14 protein-coding genes are annotated in these 15,940 nt (G+C 65.9%); 12 read left to right on the top strand and 2 right to left on the bottom strand.

From position 1 onward, the window contains the following. The first annotated feature begins 227 nt into the window (after window positions 1-227). The 10 genes from ACZ1HH_RS19940 (at window position 228) to ACZ1HH_RS19895 (ending at window position 11,433) form a co-directional block, all read left to right on the top strand. On the top strand, window positions 228-2,093 hold the full coding sequence (locus ACZ1HH_RS19940) for an amidohydrolase (protein WP_472635835.1): 1,866 nt from the start codon (window positions 228-230) through the stop codon (window positions 2,091-2,093). Window positions 2,094-2,156: 63 nt separating this feature from the next. Further along, a complete protein-coding gene (locus tag ACZ1HH_RS19935) occupies window positions 2,157-2,456 on the top strand; it encodes a GNAT family N-acetyltransferase (RefSeq protein WP_472635836.1) in 300 nt (99 codons plus the stop codon). Next, window positions 2,440-4,035 carry an MFS transporter gene (locus ACZ1HH_RS19930; protein WP_472635837.1) on the top strand — a complete coding sequence of 532 codons (1,596 nt, stop codon included), beginning with the start codon at window positions 2,440-2,442 and terminating at the stop codon, window positions 4,033-4,035. Before ACZ1HH_RS19935 ends, ACZ1HH_RS19930 begins: the two co-directional genes overlap by 17 nt. A 227-nt stretch (window positions 4,036-4,262) precedes the next feature. Next, window positions 4,263-5,237 (top strand): LysR family transcriptional regulator, encoded by a 975-nt coding sequence (locus ACZ1HH_RS19925; RefSeq protein WP_472635838.1) that lies wholly within the window; start codon window positions 4,263-4,265, stop codon window positions 5,235-5,237. Between the two features lie 123 nt (window positions 5,238-5,360). Then, window positions 5,361-5,834, top strand: coding sequence for a tRNA (N6-threonylcarbamoyladenosine(37)-N6)-methyltransferase TrmO (tsaA, locus tag ACZ1HH_RS19920; RefSeq protein ID WP_416370152.1), 474 nt, complete (start codon window positions 5,361-5,363; stop codon window positions 5,832-5,834). A gap of 36 nt (window positions 5,835-5,870) precedes the next feature. After that, window positions 5,871-7,433: an ABC transporter substrate-binding protein gene (locus ACZ1HH_RS19915; RefSeq protein WP_487320571.1), complete on the top strand. Its 1,563-nt coding sequence runs from the start codon at window positions 5,871-5,873 to the stop codon at window positions 7,431-7,433. Between the two features lie 125 nt (window positions 7,434-7,558). After that, window positions 7,559-8,563: an ABC transporter permease gene (locus ACZ1HH_RS19910; RefSeq protein WP_487320570.1), complete on the top strand. Its 1,005-nt coding sequence runs from the start codon at window positions 7,559-7,561 to the stop codon at window positions 8,561-8,563. Beyond that, the gene (locus tag ACZ1HH_RS19905) at window positions 8,550-9,365 is read left to right on the top strand and encodes an ABC transporter permease (RefSeq protein WP_472635841.1); all 816 of its coding nucleotides are present in this window, start codon (window positions 8,550-8,552) and stop codon (window positions 9,363-9,365) included. The genes ACZ1HH_RS19910 and ACZ1HH_RS19905 overlap by 14 nt, the downstream gene beginning before the upstream one ends. After that, on the top strand, window positions 9,362-11,170 hold the full coding sequence (locus tag ACZ1HH_RS19900) for an ABC transporter ATP-binding protein (protein ID WP_472635842.1): 1,809 nt from the start codon (window positions 9,362-9,364) through the stop codon (window positions 11,168-11,170). Before ACZ1HH_RS19905 ends, ACZ1HH_RS19900 begins: the two co-directional genes overlap by 4 nt. Before the next feature lie 11 nt (window positions 11,171-11,181). Continuing rightward, on the top strand, window positions 11,182-11,433 hold the full coding sequence (locus tag ACZ1HH_RS19895) for a hypothetical protein (protein WP_416370147.1): 252 nt from the start codon (window positions 11,182-11,184) through the stop codon (window positions 11,431-11,433). 136 nt (window positions 11,434-11,569) lie between these two features. On the opposite strand, the gene ACZ1HH_RS19890 is transcribed toward ACZ1HH_RS19895, so the two are convergent. Then, a complete protein-coding gene (locus tag ACZ1HH_RS19890; protein ID WP_416370146.1) occupies window positions 11,570-12,235 on the bottom strand; it encodes a L,D-transpeptidase in 666 nt (221 codons plus the stop codon). Between the two features lie 203 nt (window positions 12,236-12,438). On the opposite strand from ACZ1HH_RS19890, the gene ACZ1HH_RS19885 reads away from it, so the two are divergent. After that, on the top strand, window positions 12,439-13,950 hold the full coding sequence (locus ACZ1HH_RS19885) for an FAD-binding domain-containing protein (RefSeq protein WP_472635843.1): 1,512 nt from the start codon (window positions 12,439-12,441) through the stop codon (window positions 13,948-13,950). Between the two features lie 4 nt (window positions 13,951-13,954). Next, window positions 13,955-14,092, top strand: a complete 138-nt coding sequence (locus ACZ1HH_RS19880; protein ID WP_416370144.1) for a DUF2256 domain-containing protein — start codon at window positions 13,955-13,957, stop codon at window positions 14,090-14,092. On the opposite strand, the gene ACZ1HH_RS19875 is transcribed toward ACZ1HH_RS19880, so the two are convergent. Beyond that, on the bottom strand, window positions 14,089-15,873 hold the full coding sequence (locus tag ACZ1HH_RS19875) for a TRAP transporter permease (RefSeq protein WP_472635844.1): 1,785 nt from the start codon (window positions 15,871-15,873) through the stop codon (window positions 14,089-14,091). The two genes, ACZ1HH_RS19880 and ACZ1HH_RS19875, sit on opposite strands and share 4 nt — an antisense overlap. Window positions 15,874-15,940 lie beyond the last annotated feature (67 nt).

Genomic DNA, 15,940 nt, shown 5'->3' with positions numbered 1-15,940 from the left:
CCGGCTATACGACCTGCCGGGCGCGCTCTGCCTCTGTTGGCCCCGGCAGGCCCTGCAGCATCAGGATCTGCCACCGACCGCACCCCGCCGCAACCTGCGGGCTGCTCCCACCGCCGCAACCGGGCAGGCTCTTATCTTCCTGCCCTTTGCCTGCCTTTCCAGACCGCCCTCTTTCGCCCGCCCCTGTTCCCCGCCCTTTGACCGCCCCTCACGCACGGAGCCAGACCATGACCGCACCTGACCTGATCCTACGCAACGGCAAGATCACCACGCTCGACCCCGAGACCCCCGAGGCCTCTGCCGTCGCGATGCAAAACGGCAAGATCGCCGCCATCGGCAATGAGGCCAGCGTCATGCAACTGGCGACGGACGACACCCAGGTGATCGATCTCAACGGGCGGCGCGTGATCCCGGGGCTCAATGACAGCCACACGCATCTGATCCGCGGCGGCTTGAACTACAACATGGAACTGCGCTGGGAGAACGTCCCCTCGGTTGCGGATGCGCTGGCGATGCTCCGCAAGCAGGCCGCCAACACACCCAGCCCGCAGTGGGTGCGCGTGGTTGGCGGCTGGTCCGAATTCCAATTCGCCGAGCGTCGCCTGCCAACCCTCGAGGAGATCAACGCCGCCGCGCCCGACACGCCGGTCTTTATCTTGCATCTCTATTCCAGCGCGCTTCTGAACCGGGCCGCGCTGCAGGCGCTCGGGATCACCAAGGAGACTCCGAACCCGCCCGGCGGCGAGATCGAGCGCGACGCCAAGGGCAATCCCACCGGCATGCTGATCGCGCGCCCCTCGGCGCTGATCCTCTATTCGACTCTGGCGCAGGGCCCCAAGCTGGAGGTCGAACACCAGAAGAACTCCACCCGCCACTTCATGCGCGAGCTCAACCGCCTGGGCGTCACCAGCGTGATCGACGCGGGCGGCGGCGGCCAGAACTACCCGGAGGATTATGATGTCGTGCAGTCGCTGCATGACGCCGACCAGCTCACGGTGCGCATTGCCTATAACCTCTTTGCCCAACAGGCCGGGCAGGAGCTCAGCGACTACGAGCGTTGGATCGGCATGACCGAACCGGGCGCGGGCGATGCCATGCTGCGCATGAATGGGGCCGGTGAGAACCTCGCCTGGTCCGCCGCGGATTTTGAAAACTTTCTGGAGCCCCGCCCCGACCCCGCGCCCGTCATGGAGCAGGAGCTCGAGAAGATCGTCGAGCTGCTGGCGACCAACGAATGGCCCTTCCGCATCCATGCCACCTATGACGAGACCATCGACCGGTTCCTCACCGTGTTTGAGCGCGTGAACGGCAAGACACCGTTCAAGACCCGCTTTATCATCGACCACGCCGAAACCATCAGTCCCCGCAACATCGAGCGGATCAAGGCGCTTGGCGGCGGCATCGCGACCCAGCACCGGATGGCGTTTCAGGGCGAGTATTTTACCGATCGCTACGGTGCAGAGGCCGCCGAGGCCACGCCCCCGATCCGCGAGATGCTGCGCAGCGGCGTGCACGTCGGCGGCGGCACCGATGCCACCCGTGTCGCAAGCTACGACCCCTGGGTTGCCCTGCACTGGCTGACCACGGGCAAGACCGTTGGCGGGCTGACGCTCTATGGCGAGGACAATCTTCTGACCCGCGAAGAGGCGCTGGCGATCTGGACCACCGGCTCGGCCTGGTTTTCGGGCGAGCAGGACGTAAAAGGGCGGCTCAGCCCCGGCATGTACGGCGATCTTGCGGTGCTCTCGGAGGATCTGATGACCGTGCCCGATGCCAAGATCCGCTCGATCACGTCCGTGATGACCTTGGTGGGCGGCAAGATCGTGTTTGCCGATGCGGAGTTCGACACGCTCAATCCGCCCCTGCCCCCCGCAAGCCCCGACTGGTCGGTGAACGCGCTTTTTGCCAGCCCGGCAGAGCGCCAGCCAGCGCAGGCTCCGGCGGCGCTGAACATGCGGGCCTGCCACGATGGCTGCAGCAGCGGATGCGGCATGCATGGCCACAACCATGGCATCGCCTGGGCCAATCCGATCCCGGTGCGCGACAAGGGCGCATTCTGGGGCGCGCTTGGCTGCTCCTGCTTTGCGGTCTGAAGAGGCCAGCCCGTCCCCCTATCAACCGCCCGCCCGACGCAAGCCCCAACACGGAGAACACCCATGCCCGATGCAGCGATCACCTACAGCGAAACCGAAACCAAAGGCCGCTACGCCGTCACCTTCGACGGGGTGGAAGGCGAGGCCTATCTGACAACGTCAAAGCTCTCCGCCGCCACGATCATCGCCGATGGCACTGTGGTGCCGGATAGCATGCGTGGCATGGGAGCGGGGGCGGCCCTTGCAAAGCGCCTGATTGCGGACGCCCGCACCGCCGGGCAAAAGATCGTACCGCTCTGCCCCTTCGTGCGCGCCTATGCCGAAAAACGCCGCGAGGAGCTCAGCGATGTCATCCAGTGGTAATCCTTCGGCCGAAGGCGGCGCCTTTGCGCCCTTTGCCAGCGGCGCCTTTGCCCTCTTGTGGACGGCCACGCTGATCTCGAACATCGGCACCTGGATGCATGAGGTGGGCGCGGGCTGGCTCATGACGACGCTGAACCCGGACCCGGCGGTGGTCACGCTGGTGCAGGCGGCCACGACGCTGCCGGTGTTCTGTTTTGCACTCCTTGCGGGCGCGCTTGCGGACCGGCTGGACAAACGCCGCATGCTGATCGGGATCAACCTGGCCCTGATGGCGGTTGTTGCGCTGCTGGCGCTGCTGGTCTGGCAAGAGGCGATGACGCCCCTGCTGCTCATTCTCTTTACCCTTGTGATCGGCACCGGCGCCGCCTTCATGGCGCCCGCCTGGCAAGCGGTGGTACCGCAGCTTGTGCCCCGTGCCAGCCTGCGCCCCGCGATTGCGATGAACTCCATGGGGATCAACATCAGCCGGGCCATCGGGCCGGCTCTGGCGGGGGTGCTGATCGCCACGCTGGGCTTGGCGGCGCCTTTTGTCCTGAACGCCTTCAGCTATGTGGTCATCATCGCCGCGCTGCTCCTCTGGCGACCAGCGCCCACGGCGCCCAAAACAACCCGCACCACGCTTCTTGCCGAGATGGGCATTGGCCTGCGCCATGTGCGCCACAACCCGGCGATGGGGGCGACCCTGATCCGGGCGGCGGCGTTTTTTGTCTTTGCCTCCGCCTATTGGGCGCTGTTGCCGCTGATTGCCCGCGGCGCCGAGGGCGGCGGGGCCGAGCTCTATGGCACGCTGATGGCCCTTATCGGCACCGGCGCTGTTGCAGGCGCGCTGCTGCTGCCGCGCCTGAAACAACATGTCACCTCGGATCAGACGGTCCAGATCGGGACCTTTGGCACGGCGATTGCCCTTCTGGCGATGGCAATCTCGGATGCGCCGATTGCCCTGATGACAGCCGCCTTGCTGGGCGGGCTGTCGTGGATCGCTGTCCTCACGTCCTTTCACGTCTCGGCCCAGACCGCCCTGCCCGATTGGGTGCGCGCGCGCGGGCTGGCCGTGTTTCTCATGGTGTTCTTTGGCGCCATGGCGGCAGGCTCGATCCTCTGGGGTCAGGCCGCCGCCAGAGGAAGCGTCTCCCTGACCCTGCTGATCGCCGCGACCGGCCTATTGCTGGCGCTCTTTGCAACCCGCCGCTTTACCGTCGGCCAGGGAGAGACGCAGGATCTCACCCCGGCCTCGGTCTGGCCCGACGCCCCCGCGATTGCGACAGACCAGTCGGGCGACAGCCCTGCCATGGTCACGGTTGAATACCGCATCGCCGAGGCAGACCAGCAAGAGTTCGTGGCGCAGCTGTCGCAGTTTTCCCGGCAGCGGCTACGGGACGGGGCGACACGCTGGCACCTCCACCAGAGCGTCGAAGATCCCGAGCAATGGGTTGAAACCTTTCACCTGCCGAGCTGGTTTGAGCATCTTGAACAGCACAAGCGCCTGACCAGCACGGATGCCGCCGCCCAGTCCGACCTGAAGGCGCTTGATCTGCGGCCCGAAGGCCCGCGCGTGCGCCACTATATCAAACCGGCCTGATCAAACCGGCCTGATACAAGCCGACCGGCACAGGTCCGCCCGCGTAAACCCGCCCGCCTAAACCCACCTGACCTTTGGGCTCATCCCTGAGGTCAGGTGCACGGCAAAGCGTTGGTCTTTGCAACATCCGGTGCTAACGTGGCGCAATTCTTAGCCCGATTTGCCTCTGCCCCTCCCGGCGCCTTTTCGTCACGCCCTTGTTTGCATAGTTCCGTTTGCCACAGCCCATGTCTCCACGTCCCGATTTCAACCTCCTGATCACCCTTGATGCGCTCCTCAAAGAAGGCAGTGTGCTGGGCGCCGCCAATCGGCTGCAGCTCAGCCCTTCTGCCATGAGCCGGGCGCTGGCGCGGCTGCGGGCCACCACCGGCGATCCGCTGTTGGTGCGCACCGGGCGCAAGCTGGTGCCGACGCCACGCGCCCTCGAACTGAGCCAGATCACCGCGCAGCTTGTAGAGGACGTGCAGTCCGCCCTCAGCCCCGCCCGGGCAGTGGACCTGCAGAATGTGACGCGCATCTTCACCCTGCGCAGCAGCGACGGTTTTGTCGAAACTTTCGGCCCGGCGCTCATTGCGCGTCTCGCCACCGAGGCCCCCGGCGTCGAACTGCGGTTCATCCACAAGGAAGGCCACAACAACCGCCCCCTGCGTGACGGGGAAGTGGATCTGGAAACCGGCGTGATCGGCGCCCAGACCGACCCGAATTTTCAAAGCCAGGCGCTGATGAAGGATCACTTCGTCTATGCGCTGCGCCCGACGCATCCGCTGGCCGGGCGCGCCCTCACGACGGCGGCATATGTCGCAGCGGATCATGTGGATGTGGCGCGGCACGCAGATGCGCAGAACCGGCGGCGCGGCCCGATCCACAGCGCGCTTTCCGAGCTTGGGCATCCAAGCCCGGTCAAAGTTGTGGTCGGAGGCTTTGCCGCCGCATTGTCGCTGGCGCGCAACACCGATCTGGTGGCCACCGTGCCCGCGCTGCATACGCGTGATCTGCGACAGGGGCTGATCTGCGGCGCGCTCCCGTTCACGGTGCCCGGCATCACCGTCTCGCAGCTCTGGCACCCCCGGTTTGATGCTGACCCGCTCCATCGCTGGATGCGCGCCACCCTGCGCGAAATCTGTGCCCAGGCGGCGCAAACCGCGCAGGCCGACCCGGCGGCGCCCACGACAGCCGCCGCGCTCCCCACCGTCTCTGCATGAGGCCAGAGGCCGTTTTGGCCTGTCGTCAGGCGCAATGGTGAAGTGCAGATGACGCAACTTCTGGATAGGCGAGAAAACAACTAAGGATTGAGCCGCCTTCTTAGATGAACTGGATGCCGCCCCATGACTGCCCCCGCGCCCTCGCATATTCAATTGAACCCGATCGGCTATCTGCGCACTGGATTTTCCACACTAGCAGAATGTCCGGCCTCCCTGATGGGCAACGAAGGCACGAGCTTTATCGAACTGCTGCCGCAATATGCCGGAGGGCTGCACAACAGCCATCTCGCCTCGCATGTGATCGTGTTTTACTGGCTGCACCTGTCCAATCGCGCGCCGCGACTGGAGGCCTCTGGTTGCAGTGGCATGAAACGCGGCGTCTTTGTCAGCCGCACCCCGAACCGCCCTAACCCCATCGCCATGAGCGTCACCCGCGTGATCGCGCGCGAGGAACACATCCTGCAGGTGGAGGGGCTCGACTGTATCGACGGCACCGCCGTTCTCGACATCAAACCCTATGTGCCCCAGCTCGATCACATCCCGGATGCGACCATCGGCTGGGTGCCGCCTCATTCCGCGCCAGCTCTCAATCGCTAGCCCCCCTTTCCAAAACAAGACTGATTGGAGGATTTCATGGCACGATTGAGCCCCCTCTGGCTGGCCCTTGGGCTGTGCTTTTTTGCCGTTGCGCAGCTGGCCGAGGCGCACCCCCCCGCAGGCAAACGTCTGGTCATTTCCAGCAGCGACACCGACTGGGGCCTTGCCACGCCGTATCTGCAAGGGCGCGGCGGCATGGGTTATATGCTCACCCATTTTGTCTTTGACAATCTCGTGGGACAGGATCGAAACGGCGCGCTGGCGCCAGAGCTGGCCCGCAGTTGGCAGCGCTCTGCGGATGGGTTTCACATCGACATCACCCTTGATCCGGGCGCGCGCTGGCATGATGGCACCGACCTCACCAGCGCCGATGTGGCCTTTACCTTTGACTATATGGCGCGACACCCGCATCCCTTTGTGTCGCTTGCAAATGTCGAGGCCGTGCACCCTCTCACAGACGCGAAGCTGCGCATTGACCTGCATGAACCGGACGCGGGCTTTGTGGCCAGCGTTCTGGCCGCCATACCGATCCTGCCCCGGCATATCTACGCAGGTCAGGACACGCCCCGCAGGTTCACCGACCCCACGGCGATGATCGGCTCCGGCCCCTATCGGCTCGCTGACTATGATCGCGCCAAGGGACGCTATCTCTTTGCCGCCACCGAGGCCTATTACCGAGGCAGGCAGAAATACGACGAGGTCATGATCGCCCGGCTCACCCCCGAGGCCGCCATCGAGGCGGCGGCCAAAGGTCAGGTGGATGTGATCGCGGATCTGCCCAACCGTCTGGTGGATCAGGCCAAAACCCGCGCACTTGGGGTGGAGACCTCGGCCTCGGGGCATCCGGTCAAGCTGCGCTTTGACCATTCCGGGCTCTTTGCGCCGGTGCAGCGGCGACAGGCCTTGGCCTTTGCAATTGACCGCGACGCCCTCGCCCGGATCGCCTATCGCGGGGGCGCCACCGCTGCAAGCCTTGGCTATCTACAGGACAATTCGCGCTGGTATGTGTCCGGCGCAGCGCTGGAATATGCCCATAATACCGACAAGGCCGCCGCCCTCCTGCTCCGCTCAGGCTGGAGCCGCAACCCGCAGAGCAACCTCTGGGAGGCGTCGGGCACGCCCGTCACCCTGCGCCTTGTGACCAGCACCCGCGAGGCGGCGGTGGCGCAGGTGATGAAGGATCAGCTCGCGGCCTTTGGGCTTGATGTTACCATCCGGGTGCTCGAACGCAGCGCGCTGCGCAAGATGAAACCGGGCAAGGATTACGACCTGATCCTCGCGGGCGGCAGCACGCTTGGCGATCCGGTGACGATTGCGCAACGCGTCTTTGGCTCGCGCTGGAACAACGAAGGCTATACCGGCGATGGCCAGCTGCGCGCGCTCGCCGAGGCGCAGGCCCGCAGCCTTGATGCGGAGCACCGCGCGACGCTTCTGGCAGAGTTCCAGCACCGCTATTCCAAGGAACTGCCTGCGATCATGCTGCTCAATGTCACGCGCACCGTCGCCCATACGCCAAAGGCCGCGCCCTGGTTCTTTGATGAGGGGCTCACCATCGGCATTCCGGTCGCAACCCATAAATACATGCTCTTGGACCAGTGAGCACGCAGATGGGCAGCTCGTCCCCCCTGCTGCGCCAGCCGGATCAGGAGCCACCGCACAAGACGCACGAAACCCTGGGTGCCGCAGGCTGGACAAAAACCTGGACAGGTCCTTTGGCAGCCCACATGACGAGCCCCTTGGCCGGGCGCCTGGCGGGGGTTTTGACCGGCCTTTTGCGGCGCGCAGCGGTCTTTGCGCTGGTGCTCCTTCTCATGGCGCTCCTTCCGCGGTTGCTGCCGGGGGATGCGCTGGATGTGATGCTTGATTCAGATGTACAGCGCGATCTTCTCGACAGTGAACGGGCCCGGCTGCGCGCGCAGCTTGGACTGGACGGCTCACTGGCCGCGCAGATGTGGGGCGATCTTTCCCGGCTGCTGCGCGGCGATCTGGGCTATTCGCCCTTGCATGGCGCACCGGTGGCGGATCTTCTGACCGAAGCCCTGCCATGGACGGCGCTGCTGATCGGGCTGGCCCTGCCGATATTTCTGGGGCTCGGGATCGGGCTTGGGATCGAAGCGGGGCGCCAGCCCGGCGGCGCGCTGGACCGTGGCCTCACCACCGCCATGAGCCTTCTGGCCAGCGTGCCGCCGTTTGTGACTGCCATTGCGCTCATGCTCTGTTTTTCGATCCTCTGGCCGATCCTGCCCAGTGGCGGCGCCGAGCCGCTCTTTGCACCCTGCACACCGTTGGCGCGCGCGCTCGAGGTGCTGCGCCACGCGATCCTGCCGGCCTTTGCCTTGGCGCTGCATGAGGTGGTGCGGTATTTCTTTGTGCTGCGCGGCGCGGCGGCGGCGCTCTCCGGGCGCGCTTTTGTGGTCAACGCGCGCGGGCGCGGGGTGTCGGGCTGGCGCGAACGCCACGCCTATTTCGGGCGCAACCTCATCCCGGTGATCTGCGCACGGCTGGGGCAGTCGGTCGCCACGCTTTTTACCGCCAGCCTCTTTGTCGAGGTGGTTTTCTCCTATCCGGGGGTGGGCTTGCTCACCTATCAGGCGGTGCTCGATCGCGATTATGCGCTTTTGCAGGGCGCAATAGCGGTTCTGGCCGCGCTGGTGCTGGGGCTCAACTGGGGGTTTGATGCGCTCACCGATCTGCTGGTGCGCCGGGAGGCTGGCAATGCGCGGCGCTGAACGGCGCGCCACCTCCGTCCCTGTCTTGCTGGGGGCTGCGGTGGTGCTGGCGCTCTGTTTCGCGGATGCGCTGCTGCCGCCCTATCTGACCAGCACCGCCACGCTGGAGCCGCCCTCGCCCCGCCACTGGCTCGGCACCAATGACATCGGCCAGAGCGTTCTCGTCGGTCTCTTGCGCGCGGCGCCCACGACCATCGGGCTTGGGCTTGCGACGGCGGCACTGGCGCTTGGGATCGGCTGTGGGATGGCAAGCATTGCGGTGCTCTTTCCGAAGTGGGGGCGCGCACTGGTGCTGCATCTCACGGATATTGCCGAAATCATCCCCTCGATCCTCGTGCTCCTGCTGATTGCCGCCTGGCGCCAGCCCGGCGCGGCGGAGATCATCGTGATGATGGCGCTGTTGACCTGGCACGACGATGTGCGGGTGCTGCGCGCCGCCCTCCTGCGCGAATTGAGCCGTGAAAACATCCGTCTGGCGCGCCACATGGGGGCTGGCTGGCCCTCGGTTCTGCTGCATCACGCGCTGCCGCAAATGCTGCCGACGCTGGTCGGGGTCTATGTGCAGAATGTGGTGCAGGCGGTGATGCGGGTGGCGGGGCTGGCCTTTCTGGGTCTCACCGCTGCCGACCTCCTCACCTGGGGCAGCATGGTGCAGGACGCGATGGGCTATCTGCACACCCCGGCCTGGACCTGGCTCCTGCTGCCGCCGGCGTTCTGCCTCTCGGGCTTCCTGCTCTGGCTCACGCGGATCGGCGCGCATCACGCCCGGCACCACCGGCAGCCACAAGGGACACCCCCATGATTTCAATCCAAAACCTAAGCCTCTTTGTGGGAGAGACCGCGCTCCTTCAGGACATCTCTTTTGATGTGGCAGAGGGGGAGACGCTGGCGCTGGTCGGACCTTCCGGCGCTGGCAAGAGCAGCCTTGCACGGCTCCTTTTGCGCTTGCCCGAGGGCCAAATCACCAAAGCGCCCCGCCGCAGCTTTGATCCGCGCCCCAAGGGGCTGGCGCGTCTCTGCGCCCGCAACCCTTCCGGTCGCATGCGCTGGAGCGGGCAGGCCTTGCTGGAGGGCACCGATCTGCTGCGCGCCACACCGGCGCAGATGCGCAGGCTCCGGGGCCAGCAGATCGGCCTCATTGTCCAGAGCCTCAGCGATGCGCTGAACCCCCAGCTGACCCTGCGCGCCCATATCGCCGAGCTGAAGGCGCAACACCCGCATCTGGCAACGCCCGAAACCATCTGCACCGAGTTCAACCTGCCCACCGCCCTTCTGGATCAACTCCCGGCGCAGTTCAGCGGCGGCGAGACCCAGCGCGTTCTCACCGCCCTTGTACTCTTGCCGCAGCCCGGATGCCTGATCCTCGACGAGCCCACAGCGGCGCTCGACCCGGACAATCAGGCGCGCACGTTGCGGATGCTGGAGCATGGCCGCAGCGCGCGGGCGCAGATCCTGATCTGCCATGACCCGGCGCTGGCAGCGCAGCTTGCCGATCACATCGCGGTGCTCGATCGCGGCCGCCTGATCGAGTTTGGCCCCGCCCGGCGTCTGCAACACCAGCCCCGCCACGCGCTGACCCGCGCCCTGTTGACCCCGCCGCGCCCCAGCCGCCCCACCGCTGCCCTGCCGTCGCGGCGGGAGGCGATCCTGCGGATCGAGGCGCTCTCGCATTCCCATGGCAAGGCGCAGGTGTTTCAGGATCTGAGCTTCAGCCTGCACCGGGGCGCCTGCCTTGCGGTGCGCGGCCCAAGCGGCTGCGGCAAATCCACCCTCGCGCATCTACTGGTTGGCCTTGCGCCCTGTCAGCAGGGTCGGATCACATGGTTGGGACGCCCAGAATCTGAGCCAAAATCCGCGCCAAAACCCGCGCCCGACTCAGAGACGGAGTCCGATGCGGGCTCCAAGCGGACGCCCGCGCCCCGGACGCGCCCGCGGATCGGCTATGTGCCGCAACTTCCCCACCGGGCGCTCACCGCGCATTTCACCGTGGCGCAAACACTGGCCGAGGCGCAAACCCTTGCGCAAAAGACCCCGCACCGCTTGTTCTCCGGGCCGTCTCTGGGACCTTGGCAATGGCCTTGGAAAAAGACTGAGCATAGGACTGTGCACAGCACTGGGCACGGGGCCGAGCAATGGACCGGGCGAGCGACCTGGCTGAGACGCCCGCATCTCGCAACCCCTGCCGCCTGCCGTGCGGCCCGCGAGGCGCTGCGCGCGGTGGGCTTGCCAACGGGCGCCGCCTTTCTGGCGCGCCGCACGCGGGATCTCTCGGGCGGTGAAGCGCAGCGGCTCTGTCTGGCCCGCGCGCTCTTGTGCAACCCGGAGGTGATCGTCGCCGATGAACCCACCTCCGCCCTCGACCCACGCGCGCAGGCGCAGGTGATCCACACGCTTCAGGATCTCAAACACCGCGCGGGCATCGCGCTTTTGCTGATCACCCATGACCCGCAGGTTGCCGACCAGCTTGCCGATCACACGCTGACGCTGCCTCATACGGCGCCCGCCCCGGCTTCAGGAATGCACGCCCCGTCATTGCACCCCGCGCCGCGCGGTGCCAATGTGGGCGCGACCCCCACGCCAAGGCGGGCGGGGACGCGCGCAATCTGAAGGATATGACAGTGAAGACAAAGCTATCTGTGATCGGAGCCGCCCTCTTGGGCCTCAGCGCCTGTGTTGACGGCGCCGGAACCCTTGCCCCTCTGCCCGAAGAGGTTGCCGCGCTTGCCGCGCCCGCGCAGGATCTTTCGACCGCCCGCCTGCTCGCGGAAGACGGCTGCTACTGGTATCTGCATCGCGGCCCGGTCGAGACCACGCTCCTGCCGCTGCGCACCGCCAAAGGCAGCCCGATCTGCGTTGCCCGCACCGAGTAAGCCAACCGAATAAACAACGGGAGACGCGCGCGCCACGCGCCGTCGTGCCCCATGCGAGGTCCCCGCGCACCGCCTGCCCGCCGCCGTGTCATGGCGGCGTGGCGCGCGGGTTGGATTGCACGGCGACAGGCCGGGATCAGGCCGAGGTCACGCTGTCTTCGGTGGAATAAAGATGCGCGGTCTTGCCGGTCTCTACATTCGGGTAGAGGTCGATGATATGCGCCATCACCATCCGCACGCAGCCCGAACTCGCCCGCCCGCCGATCGAGCGCGGATGAGGCGTGCCATGGATGCGCAGATAGGTGTCGCGGTTGCCCTGAAACAGATAAAGCGCCCGTGACCCCAGCGCATTGCGCGGCCCCGGAGGCATCCCGTCGGCCCATTGCTCGTAGGTGCCCGGGTCGCGTTTGATCATCGCAGGTGTCGGCGTCCAGTTGGGCCATTTGATCTTGCGCCGGATGGTGTAGACCCCCGGCTCATAGAGGTTGCCGCGCGCAATCGCCACGCCATAGCGCATCGCGGTGCCGCCCTCTTCGATGTGATAGAGATAGCGCGCCACCGCATCCACATGGATGTCCCCCACGGTCAGGCCGTCGTTGGCCTCCACCCGCTGTGGCAGGAACCGCGGATGAAATCCCCAAGGGTTCGTGGTCGCCGGATCATACCCCGCCGGTGTCACCTGTTTGTCCCATGCCCGCATCTGCGCCGCACTGGGGCGACCGGCAGCAAAGGCCGGCGCAGCCGTCAGAGGGGCAGAAAACAGCGCCGTGGACGTGGCTATGAAATGGCGGCGAGTCAGCATCGGCAATCTCCTTAAACATCATCTTTTGCGCATCTTATCGCAGATGCGCCCCGCTCACCCATCACAAATTGCTGAAGCTTCGCCTAAACTGGCGCGCCTGCGACGCTTTGCCCTGCTGCGATGGGCCGTCAAAAACTCATCCGCGCCCCCGTCCCGCCCGTAGCCATAGAGATGGCAACAACCAAAGAAGGAAAGGGAGCTGCGTGCAGATCGTCTGGTTCAAACGGGATCTGAGGGTGCAAGACCATGCCGCCCTTGCAGCCGCCAGCCAGCACGGGCCGGTGCTGCCGCTCTATATCGTTGAGCCAGACCTGTGGCAGCAGCAGGATAGCTCCACCCGCCACTGGGCGTTCATCGCCGAAAGCCTGCATGGCCTGCGCGCCGATCTCGCCCGCCTCGGGCAGCCTTTGGTGGTGCGGCAGGGGGATGCAGTCTCGGTCCTGCGCGAGATTGTAAACGCGTATGAGGGCCAGACGCTCTGGTCGCACGAGGAAACCGGCAACGACTGGACCTATCAGCGCGACCTCAAGGTGGGCGCATGGTGCCGGGATGCGGGGATCGCGTGGCACGAGCTGCGCCAGAACGGCGTCCACCGGCGGCTTGCCTCACGCAACGGTTGGGCGACCACCTGGGATCGGATCATGGCCGAGCCGCAGGCCAAAGCCCCCGCACTGGCGCCACTGGACTGTGCGCCGGGCGCGATCCCGACAGCGCGCGATCTGGATCTCGCCCCCGACCCCTGCCCCGAGCGCCAGCCCGGTGGACGCGCCCGGGCCGAGGCCTGTCTGAATTCCTTCCTGACTCGGCGCGCAGAGCCCTATCGCTGGGCCATGTCCTCGCCGCTTGAGGGCGCGCGCGCCTGTTCGCGCCTCTCGCCACATCTGGCCTGGGGGACGCTTTCCTTGCGGGAGGTCACGCAGGCCACATGGCAGCGCCAGACAGACCCGGAGCTGTCGCGCAACTGGTCGCAATCGCTGCGCTCCTTTGTGGGGCGCCTGCACTGGCACTGTCATTTCATCCAGAAGCTCGAGGATGAGCCGCGCATCGAATATGAGAACATGCATCGCGCCTATGACGGGCTGCGCCCAAGCGCGCCGGACAGCACCCGCCTCGAGGCCTGGGCCATGGGCGAGACCGGCCTGCCTTTTGTCGATGCCTGCATGCGCTGCCTCAATGCAACCGGCTGGCTCAACTTTCGGATGCGGGCGATGGTGATGTCGGTGGCAAGCTACCACCTCTGGCTCGACTGGCGCGCGCCGGGGCTGGTGCTGGCGCGCCGGTTCACCGATTACGAGCCGGGCATTCACTGGAGCCAGGTGCAGATGCAATCGGGCACCACCGGCATCAACACCCCGCGCATCTACAACCCGGTGAAACAGGGCAAGGACCAGGACCCCACCGGAGCGTTTACGCGCAAATGGGTGCCGGAGCTCGCCGCCATCGACGACCGCCACCTGCAAGAGCCGTGGAAGGCCGAGAACGCCGCCGCAGTCCTCGGCAAGACCTACCCGCATCCCATCATCGATCATCTCAGCGCCGCGCGCAGCGCCCGCGATCAGATCTGGGCGGTGCGCCGCTCAGGCGGCTTCCGTCAGGAGGCCAAGGGCATCCTGACAAAACACGCCAGCCGCAAGACCAGTCGCCGCAGTCCGCGCAAGTCACGCAAGGCGGCTGCGCGCGACGACACGCAGCTCAGTTTCCCGTTTGAAAGTTAACCACATGAAGATGCGCAAGAAATCAGACCTTCCCACCAAGATCTGCGCCCATTGCCAACGCCCGTTCACATGGCGGCGCAAATGGGCAAAGGTCTGGGAGGAGGTACGCTATTGCTCCGAGCGCTGCAAACGCGCGCGCTAGATCCAGAGCCCCGAAAACGTGATCAACAGCCCCAGCGCACAGAGCCCCAGCGTCGCCAGCGGCCCCCGTGCCCCGATCAGCCCGGCCGACACAAGCATCAGCCCCAGCGCCATGCGCCCGAGCGCCACGAGCGCGCCGATCGGGTCCTGCGCCAGTTCAAGGAGGGCAGGGTTGGCGATCATGCCAAGCGGGATCAAATAGAGCCCAACGCCAAGCGCCATCGCCGTCAGCGCCACCCGGAGCCAGCTTTCGCCAATCATGCCTGCCGCAATGAACACCGCGCCACAGACGGGCGGCGTGATGGTCGACAAGAGCGCAAACCAGAACACAAAAAGATGCGCCTGCAGCGGCTCAAGCCCCAGTTTCGTCAGCGCAGGCCCCGCCACCGACACGCAGATCACATAGGCCGCCGTGGTCGGCACCTCCATGCCCAGCACCAGACAGGCCACCGCCGTCAGCAGCAAGGACGGCCAGAGCAGTCCGCCAGAGCCCTGGATGATCAGCGAGGTGATCTTGACCCCAAGCCCGGTGATCGACAGCACCCCGATGATGATCGACGCACATAGGATAATGGCCGCGATCATCGACACCTGCCGCGCCGCATTGAGCAGGGCCGCCATCGCCCGGTCGCGGATCTGACCCGGCTTAAAGGTCATCTCGGCGTTGAACAGCAACAGCACCGCGCCCGCAAGGATCGCCAGTGCCGCCGCATATTCCGGTGTGAACCCCGCGCCGAACATCGCCCACAGCAGCACGCTGAACGGCACGAGGAAAAACAGCGAGGTCACGATCACATCGCGTCGTTTGGGGCGGTCTTCTGCGGGCACACCCCTAAGGTCAAAGCGGCGGTTGTAGGCGTTGATCCCGACCCAGACGGCAAAGAAATACAACAGCGCCGGCAGCACCGCCGCCGCCATGATCGCCGTGTAAGGCACGCCCGTCAGCTCTACCATCACAAAGGCTCCGGCTCCCATCAGGGGTGGCATGATCTGTCCGCCCGAGGAGGCCACCGCCTCCACCGCTGCTGCCAGTCGCTTGGGGTAGCCGAGCCGCACCATCGCAGGCATGGTGATCGCCCCTGTTGAGGCCACATTGGCCGAGGCCGATCCCGAAATGGACCCAAAGAGCGCTGAGGAAATCACCGAGACCTTGGCCGCGCCGCCCTTCAGCCGCCCCGCCGCCGCGCCCGCGACATTCATGAACCCCTGCCCCGCTTCGCCCGCGTTCAGGACCGCGCCAAAGATCACAAAGATCGACACCACGCCCACCGATACGCCCGTCAGCGAGCCCCAGATGCCGCCCTCGGCGATGGTGAGCGTGCCGAGAAAGCTCTCCAATGGGGTGCCGGAGTGGCCAAATTCACCCGGAATATGCTGCCCGAACAGCCCGTACAAAAGCGCCAGCGCCGCCACCACCGGCAGCGGCCAGCCAATCGCGCGCCGCGCCGTCTCCAGCACCACAGCCAAGAGGATCACCGCGATGACCACCTGCCCGCGCCCCTCAAGAAAGCCGTATTGATCGCCCAAGGCATCCGCATTGAGCGCAATCCAGATCGCCGCGCCAGAGCCCAGCACCGCCAGCACGATCCCTGAATAAAGCCGCCCCTTTGCGGTGACGCCAAAGACCAGCGCAAAGGGCAGGATAAAGGCCATGTGCAGCGGGCGGCTCACGAGGTTCGGGACGATCCCCGCAAACACCAGCGCAAGGTGATAGGCCACCAGCCCTGCGGCCAGCAGCAGCCAGAACCCCGCCACAAGGCGGCTCTTTGGTAAATCTGTCATCGGGGGGCCTTCATGGAACATGGCGCGCCCCGAACCCCAAGGCCCAAGGCGCGCGCAGTTTCGATCA

Source organism: Epibacterium sp. HA2-3 (assembly GCF_055693725.2).
The sequence above is the reverse complement of the archived record's forward strand: the minus strand, read 5'-3'. Positions and strand labels throughout refer to the sequence as shown.

What these genes read in the sequence shown, in the direction of transcription:
- ACZ1HH_RS19940 (WP_472635835.1), top strand. Translation starts at nt 228, where the DNA reads ATGACCGCACCTGACCTGATCCTACGCAACGGCAAGATCACCACGCTC.
- ACZ1HH_RS19935 (WP_472635836.1), top strand. Translation starts at nt 2,157, where the DNA reads ATGCCCGATGCAGCGATCACCTACAGCGAAACCGAAACCAAAGGCCGC.
- ACZ1HH_RS19930 (WP_472635837.1), top strand. Translation starts at nt 2,440, where the DNA reads ATGTCATCCAGTGGTAATCCTTCGGCCGAAGGCGGCGCCTTTGCGCCC.
- ACZ1HH_RS19925 (WP_472635838.1), top strand. Translation starts at nt 4,263, where the DNA reads ATGTCTCCACGTCCCGATTTCAACCTCCTGATCACCCTTGATGCGCTC.
- tsaA (WP_416370152.1), top strand. Translation starts at nt 5,361, where the DNA reads ATGACTGCCCCCGCGCCCTCGCATATTCAATTGAACCCGATCGGCTAT.
- ACZ1HH_RS19915 (WP_487320571.1), top strand. Translation starts at nt 5,871, where the DNA reads ATGGCACGATTGAGCCCCCTCTGGCTGGCCCTTGGGCTGTGCTTTTTT.
- ACZ1HH_RS19910 (WP_487320570.1), top strand. Translation starts at nt 7,559, where the DNA reads ATGACGAGCCCCTTGGCCGGGCGCCTGGCGGGGGTTTTGACCGGCCTT.
- ACZ1HH_RS19905 (WP_472635841.1), top strand. Translation starts at nt 8,550, where the DNA reads ATGCGCGGCGCTGAACGGCGCGCCACCTCCGTCCCTGTCTTGCTGGGG.
- ACZ1HH_RS19900 (WP_472635842.1), top strand. Translation starts at nt 9,362, where the DNA reads ATGATTTCAATCCAAAACCTAAGCCTCTTTGTGGGAGAGACCGCGCTC.
- ACZ1HH_RS19890 (WP_416370146.1), bottom strand. Translation starts at nt 12,235, where the DNA reads ATGCTGACTCGCCGCCATTTCATAGCCACGTCCACGGCGCTGTTTTCT.
- ACZ1HH_RS19880 (WP_416370144.1), top strand. Translation starts at nt 13,955, where the DNA reads ATGAAGATGCGCAAGAAATCAGACCTTCCCACCAAGATCTGCGCCCAT.
- ACZ1HH_RS19875 (WP_472635844.1), bottom strand. Translation starts at nt 15,873, where the DNA reads ATGACAGATTTACCAAAGAGCCGCCTTGTGGCGGGGTTCTGGCTGCTG.